Raw genomic sequence first — 18,364 nt, forward strand, 5'->3', positions numbered from 1 at the left:
GCCCCCGAAGGCCAAGGAGCGACCGGGCGACCTGTCGGCACGAGCGTGCTCGAACACCGTTTTCTCCCTTTACGTACCCCCTCTCCCGTCCTCGTTTCCGCTAAATATGTCCAAAGGTATCGATTTCGCTGCCAAACGTCCCGCGCCCGGCCCCCGGGGCGGGCCTAGGTCCCGGGAAGGGCACGTCCTCTGGCCCACCCGTGAGCCTGCGCTCCGGCGCACCCGCGCCCTCGGACGTGGCCTTGGGTCACGGCACGTGGTTGACGATGATGATGCCGAGCGCCAATCTGTCCGCTTGGGCCACACGACGGAATCGGTAGACGGAATCGGTAATGACCGTCTACCAGCTGAGCAGCTCGTAGCCATCGTCGGTGACCACAAGCTGCACCTCCCATTGCGCAGAGGGCTTGCCATCCCTGGTGCGCACGACCCATCCGTTGGACCTATCCGTCTTGATGCTATGCGTACCCATGTTGACCATGGGCTCGATGGTGAAGCACAGCCCCGGTACCAGGATGGGGCCCGTGCCCGCCTTGGTGGTGAAGCCCACGAAGGGCTCCTCGTGGAACTCCTTGCCAATGCCGTGGCCCCCGTACTCCTCCACCACGGAGAAGCCCGCATCCGTCGCCACCTTGTTGACGGCGGCGCCCACGTCACCCAGGTGGCCCCAGGGCCTGATGGCGGCGAGACCCGCCTGCACCGACGCGTGACACACGTCCACCAGGCGCCTCCACTCGGGATCGACGCTGCCGATGCAGTACATGCGACTGGAATCGGAGAAGTAGCTGCCCTTGATGGTAGACATATCCACGTTGATGATGTCGCCGTCGCTGAGGACGTCCCCCTCGTCGGGAAAGCCGTGACAGACGACATCGTTGATGGAGGTGCACACGCTGTAGGGGTAGCCCTCGAAGTTGAGGTCGGCCGAGACGGCATCGTGCGCGGCAAGGTAGTCGTTCACCCAGCCGTTGATGTCCATGGTGGAGACGCCGGCCTCGATATGCTCCCCCACGTAGTCCAGGATGCCCGTGTTGACCGCGGCGGACACCTTGATGCCCTCGATGTCGTCCGCGTTCTTATAGAGCCTGCGGGGCAGGACCTCCTCGCCCTGCCGCCAGAGCTGCTCGAGCCGATCGTCAAAGGCGCTGTGGCACCTCTTGTACTTCCTGCCGCTGCCGCACCAGCACTCCTCGTTGCGTCCCGGCGTCCTCATGCCGTCATAGCTCATCGCATACCTCACGTCTTCCACTTGCGCAGCCGCTGGCTGCAGTCGCTCGCCCATCGGCCATGGTACCCCAGATGGCGCAAGCGTCAGCCTACACGGTCGCCACAGTCGTGTCACGGCCGAGCGAGATCTGCAAGAGGCAGCCGCCCGACTTCCCCAACGGTCGTGCGAGGTTTTCTCGCCAAAAATGTCTCGCGTGCTGACTGGAGTCCGCACGCGAGACAGAATCGGCCGAAAAACCCAGCACGACCGGAGGAGAACCCAGCACGATCAAAGCGGGACCAGCCAAGCCCGAAATAGGCCCCAAGCGCCTCGTCCCAGCGCAGTGGGACTCACCCACAGGTTCGTCTTCTGCCCCATAGCTGCAGGTACCAGCGGTCGGCCGCACGTCACCCCGTGTTCTGCAGGCCGGCGGAGACGCCGGAGACGGTGCAGAGGATGAGGTAGATGAAGCGCTCGCGCTCCTCGGGCGTCAGCTTGTCACCCCGCTCGCGCAGCACCGAGAGCGCCAGCACCTGCGTGAGCGAGAGCACGTTCACGAACGGCAGGCGCAGGCGGATAACGGGACCCAGGATGCGACGGTGCTGCAGCGGCCACTCGTTGCCCGTGATGGCGAGCACCCATCTGCGCGTGAGGTCCATCTCGCCCAGGACCTTCTGCGCGAGATCCTCGCGATCGCCCAGGTCGAGGTACATCCTGCCCAGGTTGCGATCGGTCTTGGACAGTGACATCTCGATGTTGTCAATGAACGTGGTGAAGAGCGGCCACTCGGCATAGGCCTCCTTGAGGCGGTCGAGGTCGCCGAACTTCTCGCAGGCAAAGCCCAGGCCGTACCAGGCGGCAAGGTTGATGCGCGCCTGCGACCACGAGAAGATCCACGGGATGGTGCGCAGGTCGTCCAGGGACGTGGCGCCCAGGCCCCGCTTGGCGGGACGGCTGCCGATGGGCATGAGGCCGATCTCGGAGAGTGGCGTGACCGTGGAGAACCACTCCACGAAGCCCTCCGTGTTGAGCAGGTCGAGGTAGCGCTCGCGCGAGGCCCTGTCCAAGGCGGACGCGAGGTCGGCGTACTTGGCCGTGGACTCGGTGTTCACATACTCGATGGAGGGGGCGCTCTGGAGCAGCGTGGCCCCGGCGACGGACTCCACGTGGCGCGAGGCCAGCACGGGATTGCCATAGCGCGCGAAGATGACCTCGCCCTGCTCCGTGAGCTTGAAGTGGCAGTTGACCGAGCCCTTGGGCTGCGAGAGGACCGCACGGTTGGCCGGCCCGCCACCTCGGCCCACGGCGCCGCCACGGCCGTGCATGAGCACGAGGTTGATGTTGTTATCCTCAGCCCACTGGGCGATGCGCGCCTGTGTGGTGTGCAGCACGAGCGTGGCGGCCGTGGGGCCCTCGTCCTTGGAGGAGTCGGAGTAGCCCAGCATGACCTCGAGCCTGCGGCCCGTCTCCTGCAGGCGACGCTGCACCGGGTCGAGCTGGATGATCTGGTCGAGCGTGTCGACGGCGCCCTCGAGGTCCTCTATCTGCTCGAAGAGCGGGATGACGTCGAGGGTGGGCACGTCCCTCTCGTGCGCGAACGCCAGGCGCGCGAGCTCGTAGACGTCCGCCACGTTCTGGGCGCTCTGCGTGAACGAGATGATGTAGCGACGCGCGGCGTTGACGCCGTTGCGCCTCTGGATGGAGCCGATGGCACGGAAGGTGTCGAGCACCTCGCGCGTCATGGGCGCGAGCTCGCCGCACTCGCCCCAGCGGCCATGCTCGCGGATGTCGGCCAGCGCGCGGCTGTGCACGACGGAGTGCTGGCGGAACTCCATCTCCACCAGGTGGAAGCCGAAGGTCTGCGCCTGCCAGATGAGCTTCTGGAGCGGGCCGTAGGCCGTGCGCACGGCACCGGCGCGCACGAGCGAGCGTTGGACCACCATGAGGTCGTCGATGTAGGCCTCGGCGTCCTCGTACATGAGGTCGGCCGTGCGGTCGATGGTGGCGCGCAGGCGGGCGGCGATGACGATCATGGTGGCACGGTGCAGCTCGGAGGCGGAGATGGCCTGGGCGCGCTGGGTGAGGGCCTCGCTCATCTCCACCTGGTGGCTCCACAGGTTGAGCAGCTCGTCCGAGCCCTTGGTGGACGCGGTGTCCAGCGTGAGGTTGCGACCGGTGGCCTGCGTCGCCTCCGCGAGCTTCTCCAGCACGTGGACACGGTACTTCTCGGCCACACGGCGCGAGACCTTGGCCGTCACGTTGGGGTTGCCGTCGCGGTCGGTGCCGATCCAGCTGCCGGGGCGGAAGAACGCCGGGCAGATGGGGGCCACGGTGCCCGCCTTGTCGCCCAGCTCCCAATCGTCGAAGCGGCGATAGACGTCCGGCACCATGTCGAACAGGGTGTTGTCGAAGATGTCGATGACGGTGTCGGCCTCCTCCACGGGGGTCGGCTTCTGGATGGCGATGGGGGACGTGCGCAGCAGGGCGTCGATCTCCTGCAGCATCCGGCGCTCGTTCTCGAGCAGGGCCACGCCACCCAGGCTGCCCCGCTCCTCGAGCAGGCCCGCGATGCGGCGTATCTTGCCCTCGACGGCCTTGCGGCGCGCCTCGGTGGGATGCGCGGTGAAGACGGGGTGGAACTCCAGGCGGTTCAGGAGCGCGATGGCCTTGCCCCGCCCGCATTCGTCCACCAGCTGGCGATAGGCCACCGTGATGTCGTTGATGGGGTCGGACGCCTCCGTGATGGGCACGTCGCGCTCGCGGTTGCGCAGGGCATGGACGCGGTAGCTCTCCTCGCAGATGTTGGCCAGATGGAAGTACGCGGCAAACGCGCGCGTGAGCATGGTCGCCGCATCGAGGTCCATGGCCTTGATGACGTCGATGGCGTCGTGGAAGGCGACCTCGTCCTTGCTCTGGTCGACCTTTGATGCCGAGGCGATGGAGTCGGCCAGAAGCCGATCGAAGGTCTTGCGCACCCCGTCATCATACTCCGAGAGCACGGTGCGCACGAGGCGCAGGAAGAGCGCCATGTTCTCGAGCAGCTCGCTGGGGATGTTCGCCAGGGAGAGCGTGGAGCGCGCCTGTGCCTGCTCCAGCTCCCGCCTGTCCCGCTCGTCCCCCTTGGCAAGCGCTTCCATCTCGTCTACCTGCTTCTGCACTTCTGGCACTGGGTCCCCCTTCACTCCCCTGCCTGCGCACGGGAGTCATGGACGGTCACATGGACTTGGCATTGCCAAGCAGTGCCTAGCTTAGGGGCACGTGACGCGGCACACGTCGTTGCCACGGGCGTGAAACCATATCTTCACGTGTGCGCACGGTGCAGACGGGAAAGCGGCGGTAAGATACTCTGCCGTACGGCACAGGGACGATACGGCTCAGGTCGAAGGGGCAACGCGGACATGTTCAGACCCGTGGGGAGACGAGAGGGGCGCACCGCCGCCAGGACGTCCGGCTCGCACGTGCGCGAGCGGCAGGAGGCACCGTTTGTGGTCCGCCTCGTCGAGCAGTGGTGGGATCGCCTCATCTCCGCCGTGTTCTCCGGTACCCTGGCCGACCAGACGGCCCGCTACGCCGCCCACCGCACGAAGCGCGACTATCTCTTCAACAGCATCGGACTGGGACTCTGGGGCGCGCTCTTCCCCCTACTCACGATGATTGCCTCGCAGCTCGTGGGCACCGAGCAGGCCGGCATGTTCTCCATGGCCTTCGTCTACGCCAACCTCATACAGTTCGTGGGCATGTACGGCGTGCGCACCTATCAGGTCTCCGACGTGGACGAGATGGACTCCTTTGGCGCCTATCAGCTGCAGCGCCTGCTCTCCTGCCTGCTCATGATGGGTGTTGGGTACCTCTTCTGCCGGGTGCGTGGCTATTCGGGTGAGATGCTGAGCATCTGCATCGGCACGTTCGCCTTCCGCACGTTCGACGCCTTTGCCGACGTCTACGAGGGGCGCCTGCAGCAGATGGACAAGCTCTGGCTCGCGGGCATCTCGCAGGGCCTGCGCTGCACCCTGGGCGTCGCAAGCTTCACGCTTGCGCTGGTCATCACGCGTGACGTGGCCATCGCAAGCATCGTCATGGCCGTGGTGGCGCTGGCGTCGCTCCTGATGGTGAGCATCCCGCTCACCTACTTCGAGACGCCCCGCTCGCGCAGCTGGGAGTTTCTGGAGATCAGGGAGATCTTTGCGGAATGCTTCCCCACCTTCCTGGCGACGTTCCTCTTCTCGCTCATCGAGACGGTCCCCAAGTTTGCCATGGAGGGCACGCTCCCCTACGACGACCAGCTGTTCTTCAACGCCATCTACTTTCCTGCCCAGGCCATCGCCATGGCGCTGGGGCTGGTGTACAAGCCCCAGCTGGTGAGACTGGCCAACATCTGGGCCGACCCCAACCATCGCAGGCGCTTCGACCTGGTGGTCATCGCCATAGTCGGCGTGGGTGTGGGCATCTGCGCCATCGTGTTCGCCTTCAACTCGCTCTTTGGGGTGCCCATCCTCAGCGTGCTCTATGGCACCGACTTTGCCTCCTACAAGACGGACCTGCTGATGATGGTGGTTGCCGGGGGGATGACCGCCGTCGTGGACTTCCTGTACCAGATCATCACGGTGCTCCGCCGCCAGGAGGTGGCGACGCGCATCTACCTGCTCACATTTGGCATAGCCACCGTCTTGGCCCTCGTGCTTGTGAACACCATCGGGTTCGCCGGGGCCGTGTGGACGTACCTGCTCTCCATGGCAACCCTGTTCGTCCTGCTCATCGCCCAGTACGTGGTCCTGCGCGTCAAGGGATAGGGCGGCGCGGTCGCACCGCCGCACGCGAGGGGCCCCACCAGCATGGGACCCCTCGCGTGCCGTGCCGGTTGTCCGTCGTACGACCTAGAAGCTGCAGCCCGTGCCATCGAGGCGGCAGGAGCCTCCGGTGGATGCGGACCCGTCAGCCTGCTCGGTGGCATGGAACTCCTTCGCGAGGAAGTCGACGATGTCATCGGACTCATAGAGCGCCGTGCCGTCCACGAACAGGCACGGTACCTGACGCTTGCCGCCCCTCTCCACGAGGAAGGAGCGATCATCCTCGCTCTCGTCGATGTTGTGCAGGGGGAGGTCGATGCCATTCTTGCTCATGAAGCCCTCCACCTTCGCGCAGAAGGGACAGTTGTTCTTGACATAGAGTTGCAGGTCCTTGGTGGCCATGTCAGCCTCGCTTTCCCAATGTGGTCGCTTGTCACTGAGGGTCGTATACCCCAAATGTGCCACGGCTTGCATCGCGGCTCGCGTGGTGATCCACCCCATATGAGGGGTGTGTGGGTGCGATTCTCCTCCTCTGACTCCGTGCGACCTGGGGTTTTGTCGCCCCTCTTCGGGAGAAAAGCACCTGCACGCGATAAAAGGAGGCGCACCACCCGGGTGCGCCCATCACTCACGAAACCGACGCTCCTTCCACCTACAGCAGCCTCAGCGAGACCTCCTTGAGCTGCCTGCCCGAGACCTCGCTCGGCGCATCGCTCATGAGGTCGGAACCGGAGCTCGTCTTGGGGAATGCCATGACCTCGCGAATGGAGTCCGAGCCCGTGAGCAGCATGCACACGCGGTCGAGGCCCAGGGCGAAGCCGCCCATCGGGGGCGCACCAAACTTGAGCGCCTCCATCAGGAAGCCGAACTGCTCCTTGGCGCGCTCCTCGGTGAATCCCAGGAGCTTGAGGATGCGCATCTGCAGCTCGGCATCGTGGATGCGCATGCCGCCACCGCCGGCCTCGAAGCCGTCCATGACGAGGTCGTAGGTGTGCGAGCCCACGGAGAGCGGGTCTGCGTCCAGACGCTCGACATCCTCCTCGACCGGCTGGGTGAAGGGCTGGTGCTCGGCCGCATAGGCCTTGCGATCCTCGTCCCAGTGGAAGAGTGGGAAGTCCACGACCCACAGGAAGTCGTGACCCTCGCGCGGGAGCTCCAGCGCATCGGCCATGTGGTTGCGCATGCCACCTAGGATCTCGTCGGCCTCGAGACGCGGGGCGGCGGCAAACATCACGAGGTCGCCCGGCTGCACATCGGCAGCCTGCCTGAGGCCCTCCAGCTCCTCCTCGGAGAAGAACTTGGTGATGGGCGAGTTCATGGAGCCGTCCTCGCGGAAGGCGATCCAGGCGAGGCCCTTGGCGCCCAGCTCGCGCGCGACGGGCTCGAGCTTGTCGATGCGCGAGCGTGCCCACGTGCCCGCACCCTTGGCATTGATGCACTTGACGACGGAGCCCTCGGCGTTGGCCGCGGAGGAGAACACCTTGAACCTGGACTCCTTGAAGTAGTCGGTGACGTCCACGAGGTGCATGCCGAAGCGCGTGTCGGGCTTGTCCGTGCCGTAGGTATCCATGGCCTCCCAGTACGGGATCTGCCGGAGCGGCAGGGGCATGTCCACGCCCACCTCGGCGAAGGCGTCATGGAGCGCCTCCTCGAGCTCGGCCATGACGTCCGCCTGCTCGACGAAGCTCATCTCGACGTCCACCTGCGTGAACTCGGGCTGGCGGTCGGCGCGCAGGTCCTCGTCGCGGAAGCACTTGGCCACCTGGTAGTAGCGCTCGATGCCGCCCACCATGAGCAGCTCCTTGAGCAGCTGCGGGGACTGTGGGAGCGCATAGAAGTGGCCGGGCTGGGTGCGGCTGGGCACCAGGAAGTCACGGGCGCCCTCGGGCGTGGACTTGAAGAGCGCGGGCGTCTCGACCTCCATGAAGGAACGCTTGTGGAACGCCTCGCGTATGGCGAAGGTGAGATCGGAGCGCAGCCGCATGTTGGCCATCATCTGGGGGCGGCGCAGGTCGAGATAGCGGTAGCGCAGGCGCACGTCCTCGGCGGTATCGAGGTTGTCCTCGATCTGGAAGGCCGGCGTCTCGGAGGTGTTGAGCACCGTGAGCGCGTCGACCAGGACCTCGATCTCGCCGGTGGAGCGCTTGGCGTTCTCCATGCCCTCGGGACGGCGGCGCACCGTGCCATGGACCTTGAGGGGCCACTCTAAGCGCACGCCCTCGGCCGCGTGGAACGCGGTGCCACCGGAGTGCTCGGGGTCGAAGGAGACCTGCGTCATGCCGCTGCGATCACGCAGATCGATGAAGATGAGGCCGCCATGGTCACGGCGGTGCCAGACCCAGCCGGTGAGCGTGACCTCCTCGCCGATGTTCTCGACGCGCAGCTCGCCGCAGGTGTGGGTATGCATGGTATGGAAATCCATAGCTGCCTTTCGTCTCTTGCGCCCCGTGCCGTACGGGCGCCTACCAGCAGACCGGTGTGTCTACGTAAACGGCGCAGCCACACGCGATCACTCATGATAGCAGCGCCGTAGGGCGCGGCCATACTCGCGGGCGGGCTCCATGACGAAACGAAACGCAGTTGTCATGTTGGAAGGAAAACCCGCCGGTCGCCTCGGGAAGGCGCAGCGAAGCACACCAGACAAGGCCCACGAGCGGCGCCGCTCGGCTCAGGCGGGCACGTTTGGGCCCCAAGTGCGTGATGGAATCCGGCTGTCACCGTGCCAAGCGAAGTGATGGTCCTGGAAATCCTGCGGTTTTATGCGTATTGGACGTCCCCGAACCACCCGCAAGCCGTCCAGGCGCACGCGAACCCACGCTAAGGTGCCCAGTGAGCACGCACTTGGGGCCCTAACGCACCCTCGCGCTCACGAGAGCGCCAATGGGGAGGCGACTATGCCCCCAGGCGCTCTCGCACCTGGGTGACGAGCTCCGCCCGCGGTACCTGAACCTGCTCGTGGGTCCGCATGTCGCGCAGGGTCACCGTACCGGCCGCCACCTCGTCGGCACCCAGGACCGCACAGATGCGCGCGCCGAGCCTGTCGGCCTGCTTGAACTGGCTCTTGAGCGAGCGACCCTGGTAGTCTGCCTCGGTGCGGATGCCTGCCTGGCGCAGCGCCAGCGTGACAGAGAATACGGCCTGACGCTGCCCGGACGCCGCACAGGCCACATAGACGCAGCTCGGGGCGGCCGTCTCGAGCGAGCCACCCTGTGCCGCAAGGGCCAGCGCGATGCGCTCGAAGCCCACGGCAAAGCCGATGCCCGGTGTGGGCTTGCCGCCCTCGAGCTCCGCGAGGCCGTCGTAGCGGCCCCCGCCACCGATGGCCCCGACGTCCGTGCCCAGGGCATCCACCTCGAAGACCGTGCGGACGTAGTAGTCAAGGCCCCGCACGAGCGTGGGGTCCTCCTCATAGGCGACCCCGGCCTCCTCGAGGTAGCGCTTGACCTGCCCGTAGTGGGCACGACAGTCGTCACAGAGGTTGTCCGTCACGAGGGGCGCTGCAGCCATGACCTCACGGTCATGGTCCACCTTGCAGTCGAAGGCGCGCAGCGGGTTGACGTCCGCACGCTCGAGACAGTCCTCGCACATCTCGTCCTTGTGGTCCAGGATGAAGGCGCGGACCTTCTCGCGGTAGGCGGGGCGGCAGGCTGCATCGCCCATGGAGTTGATGCGCAGCTTGAGGCGGGCGACATCAAAGCCCAGACGCGTGAAGTACTCCATGAGCATGATGATGCATTCGGCGTCGGCCACGGCATCGGAAGCGCCAAGCCACTCGACACCCACCTGGTGGAACTGGCGGAGGCGTCCCCTCTGCGGGCGCTCGCCACGGAACATGGCCTCGGCATACCAGAGCTTGGTCGGTGCCCCGCCCTGCGGCACGAGGTTGTTCTGCACGGCGGCGCGCACGATGCCCGCCGTGCCCTCGGGGCGCAGGGCCATGCGTTGCCTGGCCTTGAGGCCGCCCTCGCTGCCAGCGTCCAGGAGCCGCTCCATGAGGGCGCCGGAGAACACGCGGAACATCTCCTTGCGCACGACGTCCGTGGACTCGCCGATGCCATGGACGAAGGTGTCCACCTGCTCGATGGCCGGGGTCTCCATGAGGTCGAAGCCGTACGCGCCAAAGAGCTCGCGCGCGACGTCCTGCATGCGCTGCCAGGCGCGCATGTAGCCGCCGAACAGATCCTCGGTCCCCTGGATTCTCTGTGCCATGGGTGGTGCCCCTCTCGCCGCATGTCCAACGGTCTGAGTATAGGGCACTTGACCAGGAAGCCGATGCAGCGGCAAGGCACATCCTGTTCCGTGCCGGGTGTCATTTGAACGCTGTGCACATCAATGGGCGCGTCGAATCGGCAGGAGACCAGCCCGGCATACGTAGCAGGGCACCTCGCGATCGACCGCCACAGGCATGGCATCCCCTACGCAACGGCAGACAATGCCCGCCTATACGGGCAGCTCCTCCCCCTTCTCCGCCGCCTCATCAGGCGTGTCGGGATCTGATGAGATGGGGTCGGCGTTGGCGTCGGTCCCGCCCATGCCGTAGGTCGGGCGCGCCGCCTCGTACTGAATCCTGCGTGCGACAGCCCGCACGTCATCCGCGGCCATGTTCTCATACCTATGGCAGGCGCACAGATGTCCGGGCGCCACCTCACGCAGCTCCGGTGCCGCCACGTCGCAGGCACCAACCTTGGCGAAGCAGCGGCTCGCGAAGCGACAGCCCTCGGGTGGGTCGATCGGGGAGGGCACGTCACCCGACAGGATGATGCGCTTGCGCGACAGCCTGGGGTCGGGCGACGGGATGGCCGACAGCAGCGCCTGCGTGTAGGGGCAGAGCGGCTCGTGGTACAGGTCGTTCTTCTGCGCCACCTCCATGAGCCTGCCCAGGTACATGACGCCCACGCGGTCGGAGACGTGCTTCACGACGTTGAGGCCGTGCGCGATGAACAGGTACGTGAGACCGAGCTCATCCTTGAGGTCGTCCAGGAGGTTGAGCACCTGCGCCTGGATGGACACGTCGAGCGCCGAGACGGGCTCGTCGCAGACGATGAGCTTGGGGCTCACCGCCAGGGCCCGGGCGATGCCCACGCGCTGGCGCTGGCCACCGGAGAACTCGTGCGGGTAGCGGCGCTTGAGGTCGGGACGGATGCCCACGCGCTCCAGGAGCTCATCCACGCGCCCGCCCATCTGGTCGGCCGGGAGGATGTGGTTGGTGGTGATGGGCTCGGCGACGATCTGCTCCACCGTCATGCGTGGGTTGAGCGAGGCATAGGGGTCCTGGAAGATGAGTTGTATGTCGCGGCACAGCTCGCGACGGCGGCGCGGGGAGGCGTCGGTGACGTCCTCGCCCTCGAAGTAGAGTCGACCACTCGTGGGCTTGAGCAGTCCCACGAGCATCTTGCCGATGGTCGTCTTGCCACATCCCGACTCCCCCACCAGGCCAAAGGCCTCCCCACGCCCGATGGTGAACGAGACGTCATCCACGGCGCGCACGAACGAGGTGGGGCGACCGAAGAAGTTGGTGGCGGCCACGAAGCTCTTGGAGAGGTGGCTGACCCGGATGAGCGCATCGCCGCTGGGCCCCTGTGCCGTGGCCTGTGCCTGGGCCGTGGTCATGTCGTCTGCCATGTTACTCATCCCCCTCGTACAGGAAGCAGCGCACGCTGCGATCGGGCGAGCCGGGCACCGGCAGGAGCTGCGGGCGCTCCATGCGGCAGCGTTCGTGGCAGCGGTCGCAGCGATCGGAGAACGGGCAGCCCCGGGGCATGTCCAGTGGGCTGGGAACCGTGCCCTTGATGGTGTACAGGCGCTTGGCGTCATCATCCTCAAGGCGTGGGATGGAGTTCAGGAGCCCCAGGGTATAGGGATGCAGGGGCCGCTCGAAGAGGGCGACCTTCTGCGCCTCCTCCACCACCTGACCGCAGTACATGACCACCACGCGGTCGGCGACCTCGCTCACCACGCCCAGGTCGTGCGTGATGAAGAGCACCGCCATGTCGAACTCGTCGCGCAGCTGGTAGATGAGGTCCAGGATCTGCGCCTGGATCGTGACGTCGAGCGCCGTGGTGGGTTCGTCGGCGATGAGCAGCTGGGGATTGCACGAGAGCGCCATGGCGATCATGACGCGCTGGCGCATGCCACCCGACATCTGATGCGGATAGTCGCGCGCCCGGTCCTCGGGGGACGGGATGCCCACCACGTGCAGCATCTCGACGGCACGCTCCCATGCCTCGTTCCGCCTCATGTCGGTGTGCGTCTGGATGGCCTCCACGATCTGGTCGCCCACGCGATACACCGGGTTGAGCGAGGTCATGGGCTCCTGGAAGATCATGGAGATCCTCTGCCCACGCACGGCCTCCATCTGCCTCTCGGAGAGGGAGAGTAGGTCGGTGCCATCGAAGGTGATGCTGCCTGCGGCAACGTGACCTGGCCTCTGGAGCAGGCCCATGATGGAGAGCGAGGTCACGCTCTTGCCCGAGCCCGACTCGCCCACGACCGCGAGGATCTCGCCCCTGTCGATGGAGAAGGACACACCATCCACGGCACGCACCACGCCCTTGCGGGTGGGAAACTCCGTCACGAGGTCCCTGACTTCTAGCAGGGCCATGCTACCGCCTCCTGCTCTTGGGATCGAAGGCGTCACGGATGCCATCCCCCAGCAGGTTGAACGCGAGCACCGTGAGGGTGATTGCGAGGCCCGGGAAGATCATGGCAAACGGTGCCTGGAAGATGTAGTCGCGGCCGCGGCCGAGCATGTCACCCCACTCCGCCTGGGGTGGCTGGACGCCCAGGCCCAGGAAGCCCAGGGCTGCGGCGTCGAGGATGGCGCTCGAGATGCCCAGGGTCGCACGCACGATGATGGAGGGAGCCACGTTCGGGAGGATGTGCCTAAAGATGATCGTGGCGTCCGAGTCACCGATGACGTGCGCCGCCGCGACATAGTCGTTGGCCTTCACGGACAGGATCTGGCTGCGCACGATGCGCGCATACTCTGGGATGGACACCAGGCCGATGGCGATGACGGCCTTGTCGATGCCCTTGCCCAGCGCCGCCATGAACGTGATGGCCAACAGGATGGACGGGACGGCCAGCATGATGTCCATGAGGCGCATGATGACGGTGTCGACCTTGCCGCCCTTGTAGCCGGCAATGGCGCCCAGCGTGACGCCCACCGTGAGCGAGATGGCCACGGAGAGCAGGCCAACCGAAAGCGACACCTGGGACCCCACCAGGATGCGCGCGAACACGTCACGCCCCTGCTGGTCGCAGCCGAACCAATGCATGCCGCTGGGGGCGGCAAAGGACTGCGTGAGGTCCTGCTGGTAGGGATCGTACGGCAGCACCTGGGGCACGATGGCCGTCACGATCGCGACGAGCACGACCAGGCCGATGAACGCCAGGCTGGCCACGGCCGCGCCGTTGTGCGAGAGGGAGTACCACACATCGAACCAGAGCGACTCGCCCTTGTCGGCCGAGCGCCCCTGCGGGGGCGTGGTGGTGGGAGCCTCCCCCATTGCCTTGGTTGCCATGTGCCTCACCCCTCTTCCTGCGAGTACTTGATGCGCGGATCAAGATAGGCGTAGATGATGTCGACCACCAGGTTGATGACCACGAAGATGATGCCAATGAGCAGCACGACGCCCTGGACCACGGGGAAGTCGGACTTGAGGATGCAGTCCACGACGTACTTGCCGATGCCCGGCCAGGCGAAGACCGTCTCGGTGAGCAGGGCACCGCCCAGAAGGCTGCCCAGCTGCAGGCCGATGACCGTGGTGACCGGCAGCATGGCGTTGCGCAGGGCATGGTGGCGGTTGACGCGGCCGACGGGCAGCCCCTTGGCGCGGGCCGTGCGCACGTAGTCCTCGTCCAGCGTCTCGAGCATGCTGGAGCGGGTCATGCGCGTGATGATGGCCATGGAGTAGAGCGAGAGGGCCAGCGCCGGCATGATGATGTGCTGCAGGGCATTGCCAAAGGCCTCGAAGTCACCGGAGAGCAGGGTGTCCAGCAGGAAGAGGCCCGTGCCCCCCACGGGAGTGAACAAGGGGTCGATGCGCCCGCCCGAGGGCAGGACGTGCAGCGTCCCAGAGAACAGGATGATCATGAGCATGCCGGACCAGAAGATGGGCATGGACACGCCCACCAGGGCGAGCACCATGGAGAGGGCGTCGACCGCGGTGCCCTTGTGCACGGCCGACACCACACCCAGGGCGATGCCGATGACCGCGGCCAGGATGATGGCCACGATGGCGAGCTCGGCCGTGGCGGGAAAGCGATTGGCGAGCTCCGCCGTCACGGGCACGTGCGTATAGTACGAGGTGCCCAGGTCCCCGGTGAGGACGCCGCCGAGGAAGCCCAGGTACTGCGCGACGAGCGGACGGTTGAGCCCGTTGGCCTCCCGCCATGCGTCCATCGCCTGCTGTGTGGCATGCTCCCCCAGCACGACCGGTGCCGGGTCGGGAGAGAAGACGCGCATGATCAAGAACACTACGATCGACAGCCCCAGCAGCACCGGAATGGCCTGCAGGACGCGCTTCACGATGTACTTCAGCATGCTCGACTCCCTCCTCCCAAGATCTCTGACATGAATTTCCCTTTCCAACGAAGGGGTCCAGGTCGTCTCGATCGACCCGGACCCCAGACTCGACTTCCTGAGAGAAGCGCTGCCAGGAGAGGCGCCGCTAGGACGTCTTGGTGCAGTTGCGCAGGAAGGTGACGGCCGTGGGATGGAACACGAAGCCGTCCACGCCCTCCTTGTAGCCCAGGATGTTGGTGGAGTGCGAGATGGGCAGCCACACCTGCTCGCGGGCGACGAGCTGCTCGCACTGGTGGTAGATGTCGTCGCGCTCGGGGCCCTCGGGGGTCTTGAGGCCCTGGGCGATGAGGTCCTTGTACTCCTGGTTGCTGTAGCGGGCGACGTTCATGGTGACGTCGTCGGCCGCGAGGAGGTTCATGAAGTTGTCCGGATCGCCGTTGTCGCCGTTCCAGCCATAGAAGCACACGTCGTAGTTGCCGGCCTGGACGGCGTCCTTGTAGCTCGTCCAGTCGTACTGGTCGATCGTCATGTCCACGCCGGCGTCACGCAGGTAGCCCTGGATGGACTCGGCCAGGGCCGTGCCGCCCTTGCCGTTGTAGGGGCGCGGGTTTGAGTAGGTGATGCACTTGACGGTGGTGATGCCGAGGTCAGCGAGCTCCTGCTTGGCAGCCTCCGGATCATAGGCCGTCTGCTTGACGTCCTCGTCGTAGGGGGCCATCCACAGGGGAAGGATGGAGTTGGCATAGGTGGCATAGCCGTTGTAGAGGGTGTCCACGATCGTCTGGACGTCGACCGCCTTGGCGAAGGCCTGGCGGGCGGTTGCGTCCTTGAAGGTGGCCGACTGCGTGTTGAAGGCCAGGTAGTTTATGTTCATACCATCGATCTTGTAGATCTTGTCGCCGTTCTTCTCCACCTGGTCGACGACGGCCTCGTCGATGCCGTCGATGATGTCGGCCTCGCCGTTGGCGAGCGCCGTGACGCGCGAGGCGTTCTCGGCGATGAAGCGGAAGACGATGTTCTTGGGCTTGCCGGCGTTGTCCTTGTCCCAGTAGTCGTCAAAGCGGGTGAGCTGGATGTCGGAGTTCTTGGTCCAGCTCACGAACTGGTAGGGGCCCGTGCCGACGGGATGCTCGTTGAGGTCGCCCTTCTCGGCGGCCGTGGGGCTCACGATGGGCGACGCCATGCACATGGCCAGGTTGGCAAGGAAGGCCGAGGAGGCGGCACGCAGGGTGATGACGAGGGTGGTGTCGTCGGGGGCATCGATCCTCTCGATGCCGTCGCCCGTCTCGGCGGAGCCGAAGGTGAACTCGGCGTAGGGCATGTCCTCGGTGCGGTTGGGCTCCAGCTGCCGCTCGATCGAGGCCTTGGCGGTCGCGGCGTTGAAGTCGGTACCATCGTGGTACTTGATGCCCTCGTGCAGCTTGAAGGTGTAGGTCAGGCCGTCGTCGGAGACCTCGTAGCTCTCGGCGAGACCGGGACGGATGGCACAGGAGTCGTCCTCGTACTGGAGGAGGTTCTCGTACACCTGCACCATGAGCTTCGCGGACTCGCCGTCGTCGATCATGGCGGGGTCGAGGCCACGGGGGTCGGCGCCCTGGGCAAAGGTGATGGTGTAGTCGCCACTGGCGGCACCGGAGCCACCGACACGCTGGCTGCCGCAACCGGCGAGGGCAAAGGCGGAGGTGGCGCTCACGGCTGCCATGGCCTTGACGAAGCCTCTTCTCGAAAGCTGTGCCCTGGTGGATTCCATACTATGTCTCCCTTGCTGCAGTTGGATATGCCCTCGAAAATATGCATCCATAGAGCATAATTCAGGAATTATGTTTCAGGTTCAATAACGGAACGCTCTGTTATCCGAGCCGTAACAGTCCGCGCCACTGAGCGGGGATGAGCGGCCACCCACCCGATGGGTGGCCCCAGGGGGCATACGCGCATGCCTCCAACAGTTCCCCGGGCTGGCGGCCTCCCCTCTGACCTGCGTGGCAGACATGCTCTGAACTACCTGCTCACAATCCTCTGAAGTGCTCATACCGGATTCTCTGAAATCTTCGCTGACTCGTCCTTGGCGGCAAGCCCAGAGGGTGTCCTATGACAAAAGAGGTCGCACGACATGCCCAGAATTTGACCAAAGCGGTCGCAAAGTCGATAGGTTTTTGAGTAAAATTGGTCGCAACACCAGGAAGACCATACCATGCCCCGGAGGCTGACATGTCGTTGTGGAGAAGCTGCGCATGACGCAACCGTATCTGACCTGTAGGGAATGCCCACAGCGGTGAGCCAGTTTATCACCATGCAGGAGTATGGAGCGCTAGACGGCGGACTTCATGTAGCTGGTCGATACGGGCGTGATATTGCCTTGTTACAACGTCCATGCATCACAGGTGTCTCTGGCCCTCAACGAGCAGCACAGTGATACCTTTTACCACGCCAGCAGGGCAAAGCGGTCGCGTCCCTACCCTCGATCGAGGAACCACTGCCAGGCAGGCACTACCCGCACGGTTCCGTGGGGCATGTTCACCGTGTCGCTTGCGCGCAGCGTGATGAGCGTTCCCTCGTCCAGACCCGTTCTCGCCATGGCGGCATCGAGGGAATCGAGTTCCCGCCTCCTGGTCCTTTCGGCCTCGAGTGACAGGGGCACCTGGTAGAGCGCATAGGGCGTTGTCGTCGCCTCTCCCGCGAACGCCTCGCCCACGATGAAGTCGACCTTCTGGCGCTGAGGGCCAGGGTCGGTATACGAGGAGACGGCGTCGGTGCGCCTGCCTGCCATCCTGCGTCGCAGCTCTAGGTACACTGCCGTTTCGAGCCGAAGTCCGATGTCCTCCTGACTTGCGCGCGATACGGCATAGGCAAGTCCAGGGTCCACGGCATAGCCTTTTGGTGGATTGGTGCTGTTCGAGAGGGGCTGGCGCGTGTACTCCCAAAGTTCGAAGTAGAGGTAGGCCTGCCGAAAGAGCCTGCAGAGCTCTTGCGCGCGCTCCCATCCGACCTTGTAGCCCGCGTCGCGTAGCGTCGTGCAGATGCCGTTGACCGAGAGCTCCCGCGCCGTGGTGCGCAGGATGAGCAGTGCCATCTGATAGGCGAGGGGAACGGGCGCACGCGGGAGGCGCTCGGCAACGTCACGAGCGACCACATCCCTGACGTATCCCTGCAGGACCTCGATACGCGCAGATGGCGTATCGTCTTGCACGGCGGGGAACCCACCCATCGTAAGGTAGCGGTCGAAGAGGGCTTCGAGTGCCGTGCGCTTGGCGGGTGAGTATGCGCCGGGAGCGGCGCCAACGAACGCGCTCGTATGGAAGGAAGCTGGGAGCTGCTCCTCGTGAAAGCGGAGGAACTCGGAAAAGGACAGGGGAAGCATCTCATGCGTATGGGATCTCCCGCGGAACGCGGTCGCAATTTCGCTAGAGGACACCTTTGACGATGAGCCCGTTACCACGAGGGTGACCTTCTCGTCTTCGGCTACCCTCCTACAGAACCCCTGCCATCCCTCACAGTCCTGCACCTCATCCAGAAACAGGTACGCCCCATCCGTTCGTGCGGTGGGCACCTGACGCCAGTACTCGTCGAGCACCTCATCCATCACGTGCCCACCTTGGGGAAGTCGGTCGTCCGAAAAGTCAAAGTAGAACAGGCTGCTCCGCGGCGCGCCCTGCGCTATGAGCCTGCCCATGTGCTGAAACAGGTAAAACGTCTTTCCGCTCCGCCGCATTCCCGTGATGATGTGCACGCGATTGAAGCGCGCAGGCGGCATGAGCGCCTCCATGATGTCATCGCGCTCGACAACGGTGGGAAGCTGCTCAGCAAGGCGTGCACGGACCAGCTCTGGGATAACACCCATATAAT

General features: G+C 65.2%; 12 protein-coding genes. 1 reads left to right on the forward strand and 11 read right to left on the reverse strand.

Annotated elements, in window-relative coordinates; all coding sequences use genetic code 11:
• Positions 1 to 340: 340 nt before the first annotated feature.
• The gene (gene map / locus J2S71_RS00550; protein ID WP_307388094.1) at positions 341 to 1,249 is read right to left on the reverse strand and encodes a type I methionyl aminopeptidase; all 909 of its coding nucleotides are present in this window, start codon (positions 1,247 to 1,249) and stop codon (positions 341 to 343) included.
• A 365-nt stretch (positions 1,250 to 1,614) separates the two neighbouring features.
• On the reverse strand, positions 1,615 to 4,344 hold the full coding sequence (locus J2S71_RS00555; protein ID WP_307392353.1) for a phosphoenolpyruvate carboxylase: 2,730 nt from the start codon (positions 4,342 to 4,344) through the stop codon (positions 1,615 to 1,617).
• 261 nt (positions 4,345 to 4,605) lie between these two features.
• Here J2S71_RS00555 and J2S71_RS00560 point away from each other — a divergent pair, with 261 nt between their 5' ends.
• Positions 4,606 to 5,997 (forward strand): lipopolysaccharide biosynthesis protein, encoded by a 1,392-nt coding sequence (locus J2S71_RS00560; RefSeq protein ID WP_307388095.1) that lies wholly within the window; start codon positions 4,606 to 4,608, stop codon positions 5,995 to 5,997.
• A gap of 84 nt (positions 5,998 to 6,081) precedes the next feature.
• On the opposite strand, the gene J2S71_RS00565 is transcribed toward J2S71_RS00560, so the two are convergent.
• From J2S71_RS00565 to J2S71_RS00605, 9 genes are all read right to left on the reverse strand, one after another.
• Positions 6,082 to 6,396: a glutaredoxin family protein gene (locus tag J2S71_RS00565; protein ID WP_307388097.1), complete on the reverse strand. Its 315-nt coding sequence runs from the start codon at positions 6,394 to 6,396 to the stop codon at positions 6,082 to 6,084.
• A gap of 250 nt (positions 6,397 to 6,646) precedes the next feature.
• Positions 6,647 to 8,401 carry an aspartate--tRNA ligase gene (gene aspS, locus J2S71_RS00570; protein WP_307388098.1) on the reverse strand — a complete coding sequence of 585 codons (1,755 nt, stop codon included), beginning with the start codon at positions 8,399 to 8,401 and terminating at the stop codon, positions 6,647 to 6,649.
• 485 nt (positions 8,402 to 8,886) lie between these two features.
• Positions 8,887 to 10,203 carry a histidine--tRNA ligase gene (gene hisS, locus J2S71_RS00575; protein WP_307388100.1) on the reverse strand — a complete coding sequence of 439 codons (1,317 nt, stop codon included), beginning with the start codon at positions 10,201 to 10,203 and terminating at the stop codon, positions 8,887 to 8,889.
• Positions 10,204 to 10,434: 231 nt separating this feature from the next.
• Complete coding sequence (locus J2S71_RS00580) at positions 10,435 to 11,604, reverse strand: ABC transporter ATP-binding protein (protein WP_307392357.1); 1,170 nt, start codon at positions 11,602 to 11,604, stop codon at positions 10,435 to 10,437.
• A 13-nt stretch (positions 11,605 to 11,617) separates the two neighbouring features.
• Positions 11,618 to 12,595, reverse strand: a complete 978-nt coding sequence (locus J2S71_RS00585) for an ABC transporter ATP-binding protein (RefSeq protein WP_307388102.1) — start codon at positions 12,593 to 12,595, stop codon at positions 11,618 to 11,620.
• 1 nt (position 12,596) lies between these two features.
• Entirely contained in the window at positions 12,597 to 13,517 is a 921-nt protein-coding gene (gene nikC / locus J2S71_RS00590; RefSeq protein ID WP_307388104.1) for a nickel transporter permease, read from the reverse strand.
• A gap of 5 nt (positions 13,518 to 13,522) precedes the next feature.
• On the reverse strand, positions 13,523 to 14,539 hold the full coding sequence (locus tag J2S71_RS00595) for an ABC transporter permease (RefSeq protein ID WP_307388106.1): 1,017 nt from the start codon (positions 14,537 to 14,539) through the stop codon (positions 13,523 to 13,525).
• 127 nt (positions 14,540 to 14,666) lie between these two features.
• Positions 14,667 to 16,271 carry an ABC transporter substrate-binding protein gene (locus tag J2S71_RS00600; RefSeq protein ID WP_307388108.1) on the reverse strand — a complete coding sequence of 535 codons (1,605 nt, stop codon included), beginning with the start codon at positions 16,269 to 16,271 and terminating at the stop codon, positions 14,667 to 14,669.
• Between the two features lie 702 nt (positions 16,272 to 16,973).
• Entirely contained in the window at positions 16,974 to 18,359 is a 1,386-nt protein-coding gene (locus J2S71_RS00605) for an ATP-binding protein (protein ID WP_307388110.1), read from the reverse strand.
• Positions 18,360 to 18,364: the final 5 nt, after the last annotated feature.

Source organism: Olsenella profusa DSM 13989, from assembly GCF_030811115.1.
In the GTDB taxonomy this organism is placed as follows: Bacteria; Actinomycetota; Coriobacteriia; order Coriobacteriales; family Atopobiaceae; genus Olsenella_F; species Olsenella_F profusa.

What these genes read in the sequence shown, in the direction of transcription:
- J2S71_RS00555 (WP_307392353.1), bottom strand. Translation starts at nt 4,344, where the DNA reads ATGGAAGCGCTTGCCAAGGGGGACGAGCGGGACAGGCGGGAGCTGGAG.
- J2S71_RS00560 (WP_307388095.1), top strand. Translation starts at nt 4,606, where the DNA reads ATGTTCAGACCCGTGGGGAGACGAGAGGGGCGCACCGCCGCCAGGACG.
- J2S71_RS00565 (WP_307388097.1), bottom strand. Translation starts at nt 6,396, where the DNA reads ATGGCCACCAAGGACCTGCAACTCTATGTCAAGAACAACTGTCCCTTC.
- aspS (WP_307388098.1), bottom strand. Translation starts at nt 8,401, where the DNA reads ATGCATACCCACACCTGCGGCGAGCTGCGCGTCGAGAACATCGGCGAG.
- hisS (WP_307388100.1), bottom strand. Translation starts at nt 10,203, where the DNA reads ATGGCACAGAGAATCCAGGGGACCGAGGATCTGTTCGGCGGCTACATG.
- J2S71_RS00580 (WP_307392357.1), bottom strand. Translation starts at nt 11,604, where the DNA reads ATGACCACGGCCCAGGCACAGGCCACGGCACAGGGGCCCAGCGGCGAT.
- J2S71_RS00585 (WP_307388102.1), bottom strand. Translation starts at nt 12,595, where the DNA reads ATGGCCCTGCTAGAAGTCAGGGACCTCGTGACGGAGTTTCCCACCCGC.
- nikC (WP_307388104.1), bottom strand. Translation starts at nt 13,517, where the DNA reads ATGGCAACCAAGGCAATGGGGGAGGCTCCCACCACCACGCCCCCGCAG.
- J2S71_RS00595 (WP_307388106.1), bottom strand. Translation starts at nt 14,539, where the DNA reads ATGCTGAAGTACATCGTGAAGCGCGTCCTGCAGGCCATTCCGGTGCTG.
- J2S71_RS00600 (WP_307388108.1), bottom strand. Translation starts at nt 16,271, where the DNA reads ATGGAATCCACCAGGGCACAGCTTTCGAGAAGAGGCTTCGTCAAGGCC.
- J2S71_RS00605 (WP_307388110.1), bottom strand. Translation starts at nt 18,359, where the DNA reads ATGGGTGTTATCCCAGAGCTGGTCCGTGCACGCCTTGCTGAGCAGCTT.